The following is a 13,390-nucleotide window of genomic DNA, read 5'->3' on the forward strand; positions in this document are numbered from 1 at the left end:
AGTTTACTTTGACGCATTCATTGACCTTGCTACAATTCATATCTGGATTAACAAAATATTATTAGTGGGATAGGTTCATGTGTCATCAGATTCTTGGCAGGCGATGAGTAGGTATAATTCTCTGCTCTGAGCCGTCAAGGTTATATTCTTGCTTTGCCTGGTGTTCCAATTGTAGCAGTAGCTCTTTTTGACGAAATTTTTGGTCAGTGCTAACTTATCTGGGTAGTCTTGCTTGCAATGCTATACTGATTACCCAAGTCGATATCTAGAACTATTTTCTGGAAGTGCGCTCTAAATCTACAATAATGGAGATAAGGTTCGCCCTCGCTGCTTATTAAGCTGCTTACCTAATTGTTACCGATTCTACATGTGGGAAAATTGGGTTCACCAGCAGTTCCTCCTAGTTAAAAATCAGAGTCTAATGGCGTAAAATTACCTTCTCTCTAGACAATCAAACACCTGTAGTTTCCACGCCACTTGCTCTACTTGGGGAGACCCCAGACGCTCGCAGACTCGCTAACGCTGCGCTATCGCTTTTAGCGTCTCCCCTTGGAGAAGACCCTCCGGGTTCGGCAGTGGCTCCCCTGCATAGCGCTTTTGGGCAGTATGGATTCTCTAAACCCAGCTTCTCAAAAACCTGTCGCGTAATTAACTAGCGGGGCTAGATTTTAATCAGGCGTGCAATCTTAAGTTTGGTTAGGTGAAGGGAGTTGAACGCAGGCAAATTCTGAGAGCATCGTGCAGTAAGAAGTTCGTAAACGCCCCAGAGTTGTCCGTGGGTCGGCTTTTTTGCAAAGGAACTGCGGGAGTAGTTTCCCCCTCTTACTGGGTCGGGCTTCCTTTCCTTAGAACTTAGGAAGCTTGCTTCAGGGCAATTAGTTTCCAGCTTGTTTCTGTAAGCCGTGAGGGTATACAGAAAAGAACCAGATTAAACAACAAATGATGTTTTGACCAAAGGTCGGTTCACTGCATGGAATTTTCAATCGCTACACTCCTTGCCAATTTCACCGATGATAAATTGGTAGCTCGGAAGGTTTTAGAAAAGAAACTTGGCTGTGAAGATGAAAAAAGTTTACAAAAACTTCACATTGCCTTAGATGTTCTTGAAAAAATCGGTATTTTAGTGAAGGAACGGGGCAAGTACCGCCGTGTCTCAGAAGAGGGAATAATCGAGGCAAAACTCCGTTGTTCTAGTAAAGGCTTTTGCTTTGCTATTCAAGATGTGGAAGGAGCCGAAGATATTTACATCCGCGAAAGTCATCTGAGTAATGCTTGGAATGGCGATCGCGTTTTGGTGAGAGTTCTGAAAGAAGGCAGTCGCCGTCGCTCTCCCGAAGGGGAGGTGAAGCTGATTCTCGAACGCTCTAACCACACTTTACTGGCACGAATTAAGCAGGTAGAAACTGGTTTTCGGGCTGTGCCTTTAGACGATCGATTGCTGTTTGAACTCAAGATTCAACCTAACGGGGCAAAGTTAGAAGAAGCGATCGATCATCTGGTTCATGTGGAAGTTTTGCGTTACCCATTGGCACAATATCCTCCCCTTGGTCGAGTAGTGCAAATCCTCGGCAGTGATGCCGAAGCCGCTGCTGATATAGATTTAGTTACGTGCAAACACGACCTTTCCCGGACTTTTCCAGATAATGTTCTCGAAGCATCTGCGAGGTTGCCCAAAAAGCTCCTCAAAGCAGACCTGAAAAATCGGCTGGATTTACGTAATTTGTTTACTCTCACGATTGAAGGGGTAAATGGCGATCCCAAAGTTATAGAAAACGCTTTTAGTTTAGAAAAAAACTTAGCCGGAAATTGGCTTTTAGGCGTTCACATAACCGATGTTTCTCACTATGTCCAACCTGACGAAGCCCTAGATAGAGAAGCACTCAAACGGGGTAAATCAGTGTATCTGGGAGAATTGGTGTTGCCAATCTTGCCCCCATCTGTGGCAGAACGCTGTTCTTTAGTACCTGGGAGCGATCGCTTAACCATCTCTTTTTTAATTACCATTGATCCCAAATCGGGAGAAGTGCTGGAATGGGAAATTCAACCCAGCGTCATTAATGTCGAGACTGCACTGACTACAGAACAAGCTCAAGCAATTCTCACAGGTGAAGCTCAAGATAAATCATCACAGGTTTCCCAAATACTGCAAGACCTCCAAAGCTTGCAAACAGCTGTGAAACAGGTACGCTTGACTCGTGGTAGTCTCCAGTTGAATCTGCCGCCTAGCCAAAACGCCTATTATGATGAGGGGATTCTCGGCGCTGTGGTGGTGAATGATTTACCAGTGCGATCGCTACTCACGGAGTTGGTACTGTTAGTTAATCAACTGTTTGCAACTCACTTAAATGCTCTTGGTGTTCCCGCTATCTGGCGAGTCCAAGGTACTCCTGATGTTGAAGATGTCCAGGAAATGCTGAAATTGGCAGTCAATTTAGGCGTTGACCTCACATTAGATCCAGAAGTTGATATCCAACCCTTAGATTACCAACATTTGACCACAGCTTTTGCTGAATCTCCCTCTGAGCAAGTTCTTACTTACTTGTTACAAGATACACTTAAGCCGTCTGCATACAGTACCACCAAAGGATCTCACTTTGGTCTGGCACTACCGCAATATGTCCACTTTAGCGCTCCCTTGCGGCGTTTCCCAGATTTGCTGATGCAGAGAGTGTATTACACGCTACTCGAAAACGGACGCGATCGCCGCAATACCCGTGTCAGAGAGCGGGTTAACCTACGCCACTCCTCTAGCCACGAGGAAATTAACTGGAACGTTTTACCCCCAGAATTGCAACAAGAACTCCAAAGCGATTTGACTAGGGTAATTGTCCAAATCAACGACCGAGAAAAAGAAGTCCAAGAAGCCGAAGCCGATTTAGCCGGACTGCAAAAAGCCCAACTGATGAAGCAACGCATCGGTCAGGTATTTCAAGGCGTGATTACCGGGGTTCAATCCTACGGTTTCTTTGTGGAAATTGAAGTACCAGCAGCCGAGGTAGAGTCCAGTAGTAATCCTGGTGTGCCTTTGCGGGTGGAAGGATTAGTACACGTCAGTTCTCTCAAAGATGATTGGTATGAATATCGCGCCAGACAACAGGCACTATTTGGGCGCAAAAATCGCGCTTCTTATCGACTAGGCGATCGCGTTGCCGTGCAAGTTAAGAGTGTCGATTACTACCGTCAGCAAATTGATTTGGTAACAGTCGGCAGCGATGGCGTCGCTAAAGGTTTAACTGGCAATGACTCCCGTGACGAGCTTTCAGACCTCTACTTACCAAATGATATGGAGCCTGATGACCTAGATCCTTACTCTGAGGACGAGTAAAATACCCTAAAACTTACGTGTCAAATAACACCAAACCTTTAATTTTAGGCGTATCGGGCGCATCTGGTCTGATTTACGCTGTTCGCGCGATCAAATTTTTGCTAGAAGCGGAGTATAGCATTGAATTGGTTGCCTCTAAATCAACTTACATGGTTTGGCAGTCAGAACAGGAAATTCGGATGCCACCAGAACCAACCGGGCAAGAACAATTCTGGCGAGAGCAAGCTGGTGTTGCACTTGCCGGTAAACTCCGGTGTCATCCTTGGAGCGATGTCGGAGCCGGAATTGCCAGCGGTTCCTTTGCCACTCTGGGGATGATGATTATTCCATGCAGCATGAGTACAGTGGCAAAGCTGGCAGTTGGCTTGAGTTCCGATTTACTAGAACGGGCAGCGGATGTCCAACTCAAAGAAGGGCGAAAGCTGGTTATTGTCCCGCGTGAAACGCCTTTTAGTCTCATCCACTTACGTAACTTAACCTCTTTAGCAGAAGTTGGAGTGAGAATTGTCCCCGCTATTCCCGCCTGGTATCACAATCCCCAAACCATCGAGGATTTAGTTGATTTTGTAGTTGCCCGTGCTTTAGATCAACTAGATATTGACTGTATCCCAATTCAGCGGTGGCAAGGTCGTCGCTAATGCCCTGAGTGGATTTATTGTAAATTTCACAATAGTCCTAAAAAGGTAATGATAGAGATGGCTGATAGTGTCAGTGGTCAGCGAACAGTAATTAGTGAAAAATAATCAGACTGAATAACTGTCCACTGACAACTGACCACTGATAACTGACAACTGACAAAATTGCTATGGCTGTAATTCGCTTAATTCTATTGGTGGCAGTACTGGGAGGACTAACGCTATTATTAGTCCAGAATTTCTCACCTGCCCTATCGCTAGTATTTTTGGGCGTGCGAACTCAACCATTACCACTAGCGATATGGATTTTGTTCAGTACTGCCACTGGTGCTTTCACATCGATATTGATTGCTACCTTATTTAATTTATCCAATTATTTTGTGGCAGGACAACGCCAAGCTCCTAACAGAGCAACCGCCCCTTCAAGTCGTGCGAAGGCAACCCGGAGAGAAGAACCGACATCTCGCCCTGCCAGTCCTCCACCACCAGCTAGTAAAAATGAAGAGCCTAGCAGTGAGGGATTTGATGATTGGGAGACAAATAGCAGTAGAGATGATGATTGGAACTTTGATGAAAAGTCAGAGTCAGCGCCTATTCCTAATTCTCAAGCTCAACAACCTAGAGACTCAACAACTTACGAACGTCAATCAGAAGCCAAAAGCAGTTCCCAATCTGGTTCAGTTTACTCCTACAGTTACCGCGAGCCAAAAAATACGGCTGCGGGAAAAACTGAATCAATTTACGATGCTGATTACCGAGTAATTATTCCCCCTTACCAGCCGCCAACTACCAATCAAACGGATGATGATGATTGGGAGTTTTTTGAGGATGATGATGATGGTAAACGCCCCCGTCGGTGAGATGTAGGAGGCTACATCTCTATTTAATGCCACACCGCTCTCTAGACTCCTGCTTGACCTTACCAGTCATGGCAGCTTCCTGCAAAATCATGAAAGCATTAAAATCTTCCAAGTCATATCGGGTAGTCAACAGTTGTCGTAGTTGATCTTCAGCTTCAACTGTCAAATAGCCAGTTGCTAAAGCTCTTTCTACAACGTCACGAATTCGAGTCATGGTTGACACCTCATTCATTCTATATTTATTCATTCAGGCTTATCGGCGTGGAATATGCAGTAGTCTTTGTGTCGAAACTTCAATTTCTTTGCAAGCTTTTTTGGGCGATCGCGGTAAATCAGTCATTATTTACACCTTTATTAGAAACGTTTAATTGAGCGGGTCTTGTTATAGCTGAACTTTTAGAATAACGACCCTGTGCTGTTAGGAACACAGTATTGTGTATACTTAAAAATACCCACCAGAATAAAAACCCTGATTATTTAGATAGACAGATATTGTTTGGATAAAGTTTCAAACAAGCTAAGTTAATTTTTTGGTTAAGCATAGAGATTACTATGCAGCAATTACCTAGTTACTTCAGGAAAATTACTACATTCTTAAGAAATTCACCGATTATTACTGATGGTAATTTTACAGAAGAATCGTTAATTTCTTGCCGAAGTTACTTTAAATATTAAGTATTCCTGCTCTTAAGCAAGCGACGCGTAGCATTTCCCAGAAAACCTGACTGTACTCCTTCCCTACGGGAGGCTGCATGAAGGGGAACGCAAGCTACGCAAGCTTCTGCCTCCAGAAGGCATCGCTTTTTTACATTTGAATAAAATAATAAAAGCTTTCAGATAAATTCAAGTTGATAGCTCATTTCTTCTGGCTCAAGAACTTCCCAGATTAAAATTGAACTCAGATATCTTGCACTCTAATTTGGTGTCCACCAATACGCGGTTTATCCCTATCTGGAGTAATTTTAATGTGTTCTGCGATTACTGGTATCTTAGACATATTATCCAAGACACGCTCCTATAAGAACAAATTATATTTTGATTATCGCTTGATTAGCGATCGCCAATCAAGTAATTTTATTTGTTTGCGCGATATGTGCAAAACTCCGTATTTTTAAATCCTAGATTGAATCGTTGAGTTTATAATTTAAAACTGTGACTCAGCACTCAAAACTTATAATTGGAGCGAAGCAACTGGTGAGCAGCTTATTACAAGGAGTCAACCTGTACTTAATTGGTATTATGGGCGTTGGTAAGACGACAGTAGGGCGCTTACTAGCAAAAGAACTGGGTTATGGGTTTGTAGATACCGATGATGTGATTGCCCAAGCCACAGGAAAATCTATCAATCAGTTATTTGCACAAGTTGGTGAAGCCGGGTTTCGTCAGTTAGAAAGCGACGTACTTTCACAAGTTTGTGCTTTTACAAAGTTGACTATTGCAACTGGTGGGGGCATTGTACTGCGGCGAGAAAATTGGGGTTACTTGCACCACGGTTTGATAGTGTGGCTAGATACGCCAGTGGAGATAATTTACAGCCGTTTAGCTGTGGATACCACGAGACCACTGCTGCAAGATGCCGATCCTAAAGGTAAGTTGCGATCGCTCCTCGAACAACGAACACCACTTTACTCTCAAGCCGATTTGCACATCACCGAGCGAGAGGGAGATACACCTGAAGACGTTGCCAAGCGAATACTTGAAGCAATTCCTAACGTTCTCAAAACACAAGTTTCTCATTAAGAAGACTCAAGTTACCATATTTTGCCCATCCGCAGGATAAATTCTGGTAATTCTGGATTACCCGTAACTGCTTCGGGATTTTCCAAAATTTCAACTTCTCGATTAGGACGGTAAATGTAGACTTTTCGATTCTGCCGATCGATTAACCAGCCTAGTGATGCACTGTTATCGATGTACTCCTGCATTTTCTCTTGTAATTTTATCAAGCGATCGCTTAACGAGCGTAACTCAATTACAAAGCTAGGACAAATTGGTGCAAATGAAGCTTTTTGTGCATCTGTTAAGGCATTCCAGCGCTCCAGTTCAATCCAAGAAGCATCAGGGGAACGCATTGCTCCATTGGGTAGTGTAAAACCTGTACTGGAGTCAAAGCCTATGCCAGTGCCATCTTGTTCTGTCCAATTCCCAAGTTGTGCAGCAATGTTAAAGTTACGGTTGCCCGTATCTGAAAAAGCTGGTGGCATGATGATGACTTCCCCATTGGCAGTACGCTCAATTCGTAAATCTCCATTAGCTTGGCAAAACTCATAGAACTGGTCATTTGTCATCTGCACAAGAGAGGGGAAATTTACCGTTAGGGGTGTGCTTTCAGTTTGAATTAGCAGCGTGGTCATTTTCATTCCCTAGCTTCAGCCGAATGATTTCAATTCTAGATGTTTGAAGGAGCGATCGCTTGCTTGTTGTGTCGGGTAATCTGGCAACAGTGATTTATTTAGTATCAGTTATTCCGAACACTACCATCAGGCATAATAGTTTTACAGAATATTGCTCCTTCCAGATTTGCACCATCTAAAATCGCACCTTCCAAATTGGTATTAGTTAGATTAGCATTACTGAGATTTGCATAACTTAGGTCAATATAGTCTAAAATTGAATTACTTAAGTTTGTGTTAGATAAATTAACTCTACTTAAATTAATTTTTGAAAAACCGATATTAGATAGATTTGCGCCTGAATCAAGATATATAGCTTTTGATAAATCAGTACCATTAGGAAAAATAGTTTCTGAATTATAAAATGCTCCTACTAAATTGGTTCTGCATCTGTTAAGTTTGTTAAAGCAGAACCATGTTCAGCCACGTCGAATTTAGCACCTTTTAAGTTTGCTCTTTTTAAATTAGTTGATTTAAAAGATGAGCTACTCAAGTTGCTTTCTTCAAGATTAATACCCTCTAAGTTGGCATTTTGGAAAAAAATTTCAATTAACCAAGCACCACTCAAATTTGCATTACTTAGATTTACGCCTTGTAAAACACCATTCCACAGTTTTATACCAGGAAGCTGTACACCGCTTAAATCGGCTCCTCGCAAATCAGAAAGCCTTAATTCAACACAACTGAAATTGTTTGTAAAATCTCGTTCCCCTAATGCGTAACGTTGCAACAAAATATCTTTAATCGCAGCAGGATTACAATTATCGTTGCAAATATGGCCGCTTGGCATAATCGTGTTGCACAAAATAGCCAACCTTAATTCTGGGGAACCACTTGTTTCCACAATCTCAGCATTACTTAAATTAGCGTTTGTGAGATTTGTCTCCTCTAAACTGCTATCAACTATCTCTGTATTTGCTAGATTTGCGCCTTCTAGATTTGCACCTTCTAAACTGCTTTGCAAGATTTTACAGTTTGTTAATTTTGCCCTTTTCAAGCTGGCATATTGAAAATTGCAGTCAGTTAAATCGGCATTACTCAAATCTGCTTCGTCTAGCATTACATAGCGTAGTTTTGCTCCTTCTAAATCAACTCCTTTAAGAATAGTTCGTTGAAGATTAGCCCCATGTAGCTCGGCATTTCTTAAATTAGAGTTGCTTAAATTAGCCCCGCTCAAGTTAATACCTATTAAGTTGGCATTCTTTAAACTAATGCCAATAAAATTTCTTTCCCCAGAGGCATACTGTCTGAGTAATTCTTTAATATCCATAACTTAAATAAAGCGCTTCTTAACACCACTAACAATATTATCTTCTTGTAAAAGAGATACTGCCACCATTACATATTTACTAGCTGATTATTTACTGCTATGTCATTTGCAAATAAAGCAATAATAATATTAGTGTCAAGCAGGTATTTACCACTCATCTATATCTACCTGTTCGCAACCTTCTTCAATTGCTTCGCGCATCAACTGAATATCGTTTGGTGATATTGTACCTGCAAAATTTAATAATTGTTTACCTGGAACACCATGAATTTGTGAACCTAGTAAAGTTCGGGCAAACTCCAGCACTCGATATTGCAAGTCTTCAGGCATCACTTTTAATTCTTCAATTAGCCGATCGAGAATCGGTGTATCCATATTTCTCCTGATAATTTTCGATTTTGGTTGCTAGTCCTTCTTTTATAGATTTTCACATTTCTGAGACGAACTAAACAGCTATGGCTTATCAGTACAAACATACTAAACTTTGGCATCAGAGATTGTGAGGAGTTACAAAGTCTTCTACACTGACTGAAATAGGTTTTAACTCTCTCTGTTAGGCTCCTCATGACGGACAACGATTCTGAATACATCAGGCAAGCTGAAGCCACTCGTGTGCGTGTACTAAGCGAAGCACTACCTTATATTCAACAATTTGCCGGTCGCACTGTTGTTGTCAAATATGGTGGCGCAGCGATGAAAGATAGCACACTCAAAGACAAAGTTATCCGCGACATTGTATTCTTATCCTGCGTTGGCTTGCGTCCAATTGTAGTACACGGCGGTGGCCCAGAAATTAACAGTTGGTTAGATAAGCTGGGCATCGAACCACAATTTAAAAATGGTTTGCGAGTCACTGATGCCGCCACAATGGATGTGGTGGAAATGGTTTTAGTTGGTCGAGTTAATAAAGAAATTGTCGCGCTAATTAACCAAGCTGGTGGATTGGCTGTAGGACTTTGCGGTAAAGACGGTAATCTATTTACAGCCCGTCCCCAAGGTCAAGAAGGCATCGGTTTTGTGGGGGAAGTCAGCAATGTAAATATCAAGATTTTGGAAACCCTTGCTAGCAATGGCTATATTCCGGTAGTATCTAGCGTCGCCGCAGACGAGACGGGGCAAGCTTATAACATTAACGCCGATACTGTAGCCGGAGAAATTGCCGCAGCATTAGGAGCAGAAAAGTTAATTTTACTGACCGACACCAGTGGAATTTTAAAAGATTACAAAGACCAATCTACTTTGATTCCGAAAGTAGATATTCGCGAAGCCCGCGAGTTGATTGCTAATGGTATAGTCAGCGGTGGGATGATACCCAAAGTTAGTTGTTGTGTGCGATCGCTTGCTCAAGGAGTTCGTGCAGCACACATCATAGATGGTCGCATTCCCCACGCCCTATTACTAGAAATCTTTACTGATGTTGGGATTGGGACGATGATTCTCGGTTCGCAGTTTACGTCGTAGAGGCAGGGGAGGCTGGGAAAATGATTTGTAACTGTAATTTTGGGTAAATTAAAACTCGTTTTTTACTTGTGGACGAGTATTTGATATTCACCTCCCCTGCCCCTCTGCTTCCTAGCGGGGATAGGTAATAATAACCCGCGATCGCCCACCACTAAATGGTGTACGACGCCATGAATTGTTGATAATTACCGGATTAACTAGGGTTGAATCTCGAATTATGGGATTGATCGGGGTGGAATTTCTAATATTTTGCCTGAATTGGGGATAGGAATAATCGCGGTAATGATTGCGTTGTATCATTAGTCCCGTTGTTGGGTCTACAGGCATAGGCATGGGAATCGGACTACCATAAATAAAGGAACCCACAGAAGGCGACGATCGCCTGACTCCATAACCACCATCAATCACGAATGAGCGCTGGGCGGAAGCTGGAGCAATGCTTACACCGATCACTGCTAAAGTCATACCTGCTAAGAGCCAATTCAGTTGCGAATGCTTGATTTTCAACATAATTTTGCTCACTTGCATTTGATACCGGAATTTTTAATCAGAAAATAGTCGCAGCTACTTACTTAAAATTTTAGAAGTTTATCCACTTTCAGATTGCCAGCTTTTGAAAAGATTCCAAAAAGATTGCTGGCATTGGCAAAATGAAAATAGTGCTAATTTTTGTATAAGACGTGAGTACAGAAAGTTTAGAAATTGCTAAAACCCGCTACCAGGCTGGGAAAGTTGCCTTTGAGAATGGGCAATACCGTGAAGCCGTAGAAAATTTAGAAAAGGCCAGCGCTCTGTTAGCTCGTAATTCTCGCCTTGGGGGCGAAGTAGAAATTCATCTAGTGACAGCTTATGAAGCGGCTGGACGCACGGATGATGCGATCGCTCTTTGTGAAAGACTCAAACGCCATGCCCATTTTGAAATTAGCAAACAAGCGCGGCAGATGCTTTATATCTTAAAAGCACCAAAGCTGAAAAGACCAAGCGAATGGATGACAGAAATCCCTGATTTGGGTGCATTAGCCGATAATGAACTCAAAATTTCTGTACCTGCTAAGTCTCCAGAATCTTCTGTCCAGCAAAAGCCTAAACCTGCCGAGCCAGAATTTGTTGACCTCAGTCAGGTCAATACCAGAGATAATCGCTTTATCTGGGTGGCACTAATCGCCATTGGTTTAACCATCTCGTACTTGGTTTGGTTGAATTTTTCAGGAACTCCTGGCTGATAACAATTTTGGATTGGGGACTGGGAAGATTTGAATGAAGATTCAGATCCAAATCTTACTCATATTTTCTTACTCAGTCCCAGAGCGATCAAAATGGTATTTCAGGAATCTCAAACAATACTAAGAAGTCAAGATTGGTTAAAAAGTTTGACTTTTGGGGAGATTTATAGTTATGAATTCTTCAATTTTCGGAAAGATTTTCTTGTGGTTAGTCAGACCATTTAGTTTTGTGTTGGCAAAGATGAAATTTATCTCACCACTGAATGGTCGAAATCGAATGAATCGGGTCTTTCCCATGCGAAATCCTATTCTGTGGCTCGTGCTATTAACATCTTTGCTACTGACTGGCTGTGTGAAGTACGATGTGGGGCTTAATTTTGACAACTCAAATAGTGGCGAACTAGTACAGCATATTAAGTTGGGAGAACGGCTAACTAGTTTTAGTGGCGATTCTGTGTACGAATGGTTAAAGAGCATAGAACGCCGCGCCCGTCAACTTGATGGTAAAGCACAGCGAGTTTCCCAAGAAGAAATCATCGTCACAATTCCTTTTAGCAGTGGTAGGGAATTCCAAGAGAAGTTCAACGAATTCTTTAACTCCCATACAAATCAACCCTCTGAGTCTGTGCAGAGCGAATCTGACTCAGAACTGCCGAAAATTGAATCAAACGTCCTCTTGGAGCAGAATAATTTTTTACTTTTAGTCCGAAATCGGTTAATTTATGATTTGGATTTGCGATCGCTCTCTCTAATTGCTAGCAAAGGTAATGTTCTGGCGAATGCTGGTTCAATTCTCGATTTGGAATTTAGCTTGAAGACCCCTTGGGGAGCCAAAAATATTCAACTAACTGAAACTGCAATTGAGCCAGAAAAAAATGGTAATCAACTAGTGTGGAAACTCCAACCTGGTGAGCTAAATCACATAGAAGCAGTTTTCTGGCTTCCTAGCCCCCTTGGTATAGGTGGGTTGTTAATTATCCTGTTTGTTTCGGGAGGATTGTACTTGAGATACAATTTCATGCCAGATCCTAGAGTTCAGTTTCCTCCCAAAGCAGCAGCAATCCAGGAACAGTAGACTATTTATCTGTTAAATATTGTTAGTTAAGCCGATGCATTTTCCATCGGCTTTTTTACCTTTTCCCCAGCTTTTTGTAAAAATGAGTCATAGCGAATTAGCCAAAGAAATTGTTCGTGTTTCCTATTTAAAAGGCGAGTTTCGGTTACGTTCTGGTCAGATATCTGACCATTACTTTGATAAATATCAGTTTGAATCTAATCCTTTGTTACTGAAGCAGTTAGCTAAAGAAATGGTAAAAAAGATTCCACCAGACACGGAAATTCTAGCCGGACTGGAATTAGGGGGAGTTCCTTTAGCAACAGCAATTTCATTAGAAGTTGAATTACCAGTTGTCTTTGTTCGGAAGACAAAAAAAGAATATGGTACTGAGAAGCTAGCAGAAGGAATTGATATTCAAGGGAAAAAATTGTGTATCATTGAAGACGTAATTACAACAGGTGGTCAGGTTGTAAAAAGTACCAAAGCGCTGCGTAATGAGGGAGCGATCGTGGACTTCGTACTCTGCGTAATCTGGCGCGGAAGAACGGAAGACAATAGTCTTGAAAAAGCTGGTATTCAAAAACTTCCTCTATTTGATATGGAGGAGCTTTCAGTGTGGATGGAACTGTCTTGAAGCCCACAATCAAAATATCTTGGACAATAACCCTAAAAATACTTAGGTTTGAGATAAGACTTATGTAATTTAGGGTTAAACATTACTATTGCTATGTTCTCGTTGTTCGCTGCCATACCAACGTTCAGCAAGTCCATTGAGTTGCTGAAGGATTTCAACGAGTTCCTGTCCGCGTTCTGTAAGACCGTAAGTGACTTGGGGTGGGATAGTTGGTTCATACTGACGATAAATAATTTCTGCTGCCTCAAGCATTCTCAGTCTTTCCGTTAGAACTTTGGTAGAAATGCCCTCTACTTGGCGTTTCAATGCACCAAAGCGAGTAGGCCCACTATTACACAACACCCACAGTATATACATTGTCCAGGGCCCTGATAATAAGGACATCAAAATATTTATTGGGCAAGCATCAGGATTTTTAGAAGCAGACATCGATAAGTTAGCCAAAATTATTCGTTAGTTACTTTATGGTAACTACTTTACTTTAGTAACTAGTTACTTTTAGTATCTAATGTAATGCTTTGAAATAGAGACT

General features: G+C 41.9%; 16 protein-coding genes. 9 read left to right on the forward strand and 7 right to left on the reverse strand.

Annotated features, from left to right (window positions below; all coding sequences use genetic code 11):
- Positions 1 to 970 precede the first annotated feature (970 nt).
- The 3 genes from HWQ43_RS19030 (at position 971) to HWQ43_RS19040 (ending at position 4,820) form a co-directional block, all read left to right on the forward strand.
- Positions 971 to 3,325, forward strand: coding sequence for a ribonuclease R family protein (locus tag HWQ43_RS19030; protein WP_292736924.1), 2,355 nt, complete (start codon positions 971 to 973; stop codon positions 3,323 to 3,325).
- A 17-nt stretch (positions 3,326 to 3,342) separates the two neighbouring features.
- The gene (locus HWQ43_RS19035; RefSeq protein WP_292736926.1) at positions 3,343 to 3,963 is read left to right on the forward strand and encodes a flavin prenyltransferase UbiX; all 621 of its coding nucleotides are present in this window, start codon (positions 3,343 to 3,345) and stop codon (positions 3,961 to 3,963) included.
- A gap of 167 nt (positions 3,964 to 4,130) precedes the next feature.
- On the forward strand, positions 4,131 to 4,820 hold the full coding sequence (locus tag HWQ43_RS19040) for a LapA family protein (RefSeq protein WP_292736928.1): 690 nt from the start codon (positions 4,131 to 4,133) through the stop codon (positions 4,818 to 4,820).
- A 19-nt stretch (positions 4,821 to 4,839) separates the two neighbouring features.
- On the opposite strand, the gene HWQ43_RS19045 is transcribed toward HWQ43_RS19040, so the two are convergent.
- The gene (locus tag HWQ43_RS19045) at positions 4,840 to 5,034 is read right to left on the reverse strand and encodes a hypothetical protein (protein WP_292736930.1); all 195 of its coding nucleotides are present in this window, start codon (positions 5,032 to 5,034) and stop codon (positions 4,840 to 4,842) included.
- On the opposite strand from HWQ43_RS19045, the gene HWQ43_RS19050 reads away from it, so the two are divergent.
- Complete coding sequence (locus HWQ43_RS19050; RefSeq protein ID WP_292736932.1) at positions 5,033 to 5,188, forward strand: hypothetical protein; 156 nt, start codon at positions 5,033 to 5,035, stop codon at positions 5,186 to 5,188. The genes HWQ43_RS19045 and HWQ43_RS19050 overlap by 2 nt on opposite strands.
- Before the next feature lie 826 nt (positions 5,189 to 6,014).
- The gene (locus HWQ43_RS19055) at positions 6,015 to 6,560 is read left to right on the forward strand and encodes a shikimate kinase (protein WP_292737026.1); all 546 of its coding nucleotides are present in this window, start codon (positions 6,015 to 6,017) and stop codon (positions 6,558 to 6,560) included.
- Between the two features lie 11 nt (positions 6,561 to 6,571).
- On the opposite strand, the gene HWQ43_RS19060 is transcribed toward HWQ43_RS19055, so the two are convergent.
- The 4 genes from HWQ43_RS19060 to HWQ43_RS19075 form a co-directional block, all read right to left on the reverse strand.
- On the reverse strand, positions 6,572 to 7,174 hold the full coding sequence (locus HWQ43_RS19060) for a Uma2 family endonuclease (protein WP_292736934.1): 603 nt from the start codon (positions 7,172 to 7,174) through the stop codon (positions 6,572 to 6,574).
- 104 nt (positions 7,175 to 7,278) lie between these two features.
- A complete protein-coding gene (locus HWQ43_RS19065) occupies positions 7,279 to 7,560 on the reverse strand; it encodes a pentapeptide repeat-containing protein (RefSeq protein WP_292737028.1) in 282 nt (93 codons plus the stop codon).
- 26 nt (positions 7,561 to 7,586) lie between these two features.
- The gene (locus tag HWQ43_RS19070; RefSeq protein ID WP_292736936.1) at positions 7,587 to 8,483 is read right to left on the reverse strand and encodes a pentapeptide repeat-containing protein; all 897 of its coding nucleotides are present in this window, start codon (positions 8,481 to 8,483) and stop codon (positions 7,587 to 7,589) included.
- A 147-nt stretch (positions 8,484 to 8,630) separates the two neighbouring features.
- Positions 8,631 to 8,858: a hypothetical protein gene (locus tag HWQ43_RS19075; RefSeq protein WP_292736938.1), complete on the reverse strand. Its 228-nt coding sequence runs from the start codon at positions 8,856 to 8,858 to the stop codon at positions 8,631 to 8,633.
- Positions 8,859 to 9,047: 189 nt separating this feature from the next.
- Between HWQ43_RS19075 and argB the strand changes: the two genes are divergently transcribed.
- Positions 9,048 to 9,944 (forward strand): acetylglutamate kinase, encoded by an 897-nt coding sequence (gene argB / locus HWQ43_RS19080; protein ID WP_292736939.1) that lies wholly within the window; start codon positions 9,048 to 9,050, stop codon positions 9,942 to 9,944.
- A gap of 111 nt (positions 9,945 to 10,055) precedes the next feature.
- On the opposite strand, the gene HWQ43_RS19085 is transcribed toward argB, so the two are convergent.
- A complete protein-coding gene (locus tag HWQ43_RS19085) occupies positions 10,056 to 10,454 on the reverse strand; it encodes a hypothetical protein (protein WP_292736941.1) in 399 nt (132 codons plus the stop codon).
- Between the two features lie 170 nt (positions 10,455 to 10,624).
- Here HWQ43_RS19085 and HWQ43_RS19090 point away from each other — a divergent pair, with 170 nt between their 5' ends.
- The 3 genes from HWQ43_RS19090 (at position 10,625) to pyrE (ending at position 12,858) form a co-directional block, all read left to right on the forward strand.
- On the forward strand, positions 10,625 to 11,167 hold the full coding sequence (locus HWQ43_RS19090; protein ID WP_292736942.1) for a tetratricopeptide repeat protein: 543 nt from the start codon (positions 10,625 to 10,627) through the stop codon (positions 11,165 to 11,167).
- A 172-nt stretch (positions 11,168 to 11,339) separates the two neighbouring features.
- Entirely contained in the window at positions 11,340 to 12,242 is a 903-nt protein-coding gene (locus HWQ43_RS19095) for a DUF3153 domain-containing protein (RefSeq protein ID WP_292736944.1), read from the forward strand.
- Between the two features lie 82 nt (positions 12,243 to 12,324).
- Positions 12,325 to 12,858: an orotate phosphoribosyltransferase gene (gene pyrE, locus HWQ43_RS19100; protein ID WP_292736945.1), complete on the forward strand. Its 534-nt coding sequence runs from the start codon at positions 12,325 to 12,327 to the stop codon at positions 12,856 to 12,858.
- Between the two features lie 75 nt (positions 12,859 to 12,933).
- Here pyrE and HWQ43_RS19105 read toward each other — a convergent pair whose 3' ends face one another.
- A complete protein-coding gene (locus HWQ43_RS19105) occupies positions 12,934 to 13,287 on the reverse strand; it encodes a helix-turn-helix domain-containing protein (protein WP_292736947.1) in 354 nt (117 codons plus the stop codon).
- Positions 13,288 to 13,390 lie beyond the last annotated feature (103 nt).

The sequence above is a fragment of the Nostoc sp. JL31 genome (assembly GCF_017114965.1).
Classification (GTDB): Bacteria; Cyanobacteriota; Cyanobacteriia; order Cyanobacteriales; family Nostocaceae; genus Nostoc; species Nostoc punctiforme_A.

Excerpts from the sequence above, each read along its gene's own strand:
- HWQ43_RS19070 (WP_292736936.1), bottom strand. The coding sequence starts at position 8,483 with ATGGATATTAAAGAATTACTCAGACAGTATGCCTCTGGGGAAAGAAAT.
- HWQ43_RS19075 (WP_292736938.1), bottom strand. The coding sequence starts at position 8,858 with ATGGATACACCGATTCTCGATCGGCTAATTGAAGAATTAAAAGTGATG.
- HWQ43_RS19085 (WP_292736941.1), bottom strand. The coding sequence starts at position 10,454 with ATGTTGAAAATCAAGCATTCGCAACTGAATTGGCTCTTAGCAGGTATG.
- pyrE (WP_292736945.1), top strand. The coding sequence starts at position 12,325 with ATGAGTCATAGCGAATTAGCCAAAGAAATTGTTCGTGTTTCCTATTTA.
- HWQ43_RS19050 (WP_292736932.1), top strand. The coding sequence starts at position 5,033 with ATGGTTGACACCTCATTCATTCTATATTTATTCATTCAGGCTTATCGG.
- HWQ43_RS19040 (WP_292736928.1), top strand. The coding sequence starts at position 4,131 with ATGGCTGTAATTCGCTTAATTCTATTGGTGGCAGTACTGGGAGGACTA.
- HWQ43_RS19095 (WP_292736944.1), top strand. The coding sequence starts at position 11,340 with ATGAATTCTTCAATTTTCGGAAAGATTTTCTTGTGGTTAGTCAGACCA.
- argB (WP_292736939.1), top strand. The coding sequence starts at position 9,048 with ATGACGGACAACGATTCTGAATACATCAGGCAAGCTGAAGCCACTCGT.
- HWQ43_RS19045 (WP_292736930.1), bottom strand. The coding sequence starts at position 5,034 with ATGACTCGAATTCGTGACGTTGTAGAAAGAGCTTTAGCAACTGGCTAT.
- HWQ43_RS19030 (WP_292736924.1), top strand. The coding sequence starts at position 971 with ATGGAATTTTCAATCGCTACACTCCTTGCCAATTTCACCGATGATAAA.
- HWQ43_RS19105 (WP_292736947.1), bottom strand. The coding sequence starts at position 13,287 with ATGTCTGCTTCTAAAAATCCTGATGCTTGCCCAATAAATATTTTGATG.
- HWQ43_RS19060 (WP_292736934.1), bottom strand. The coding sequence starts at position 7,174 with ATGACCACGCTGCTAATTCAAACTGAAAGCACACCCCTAACGGTAAAT.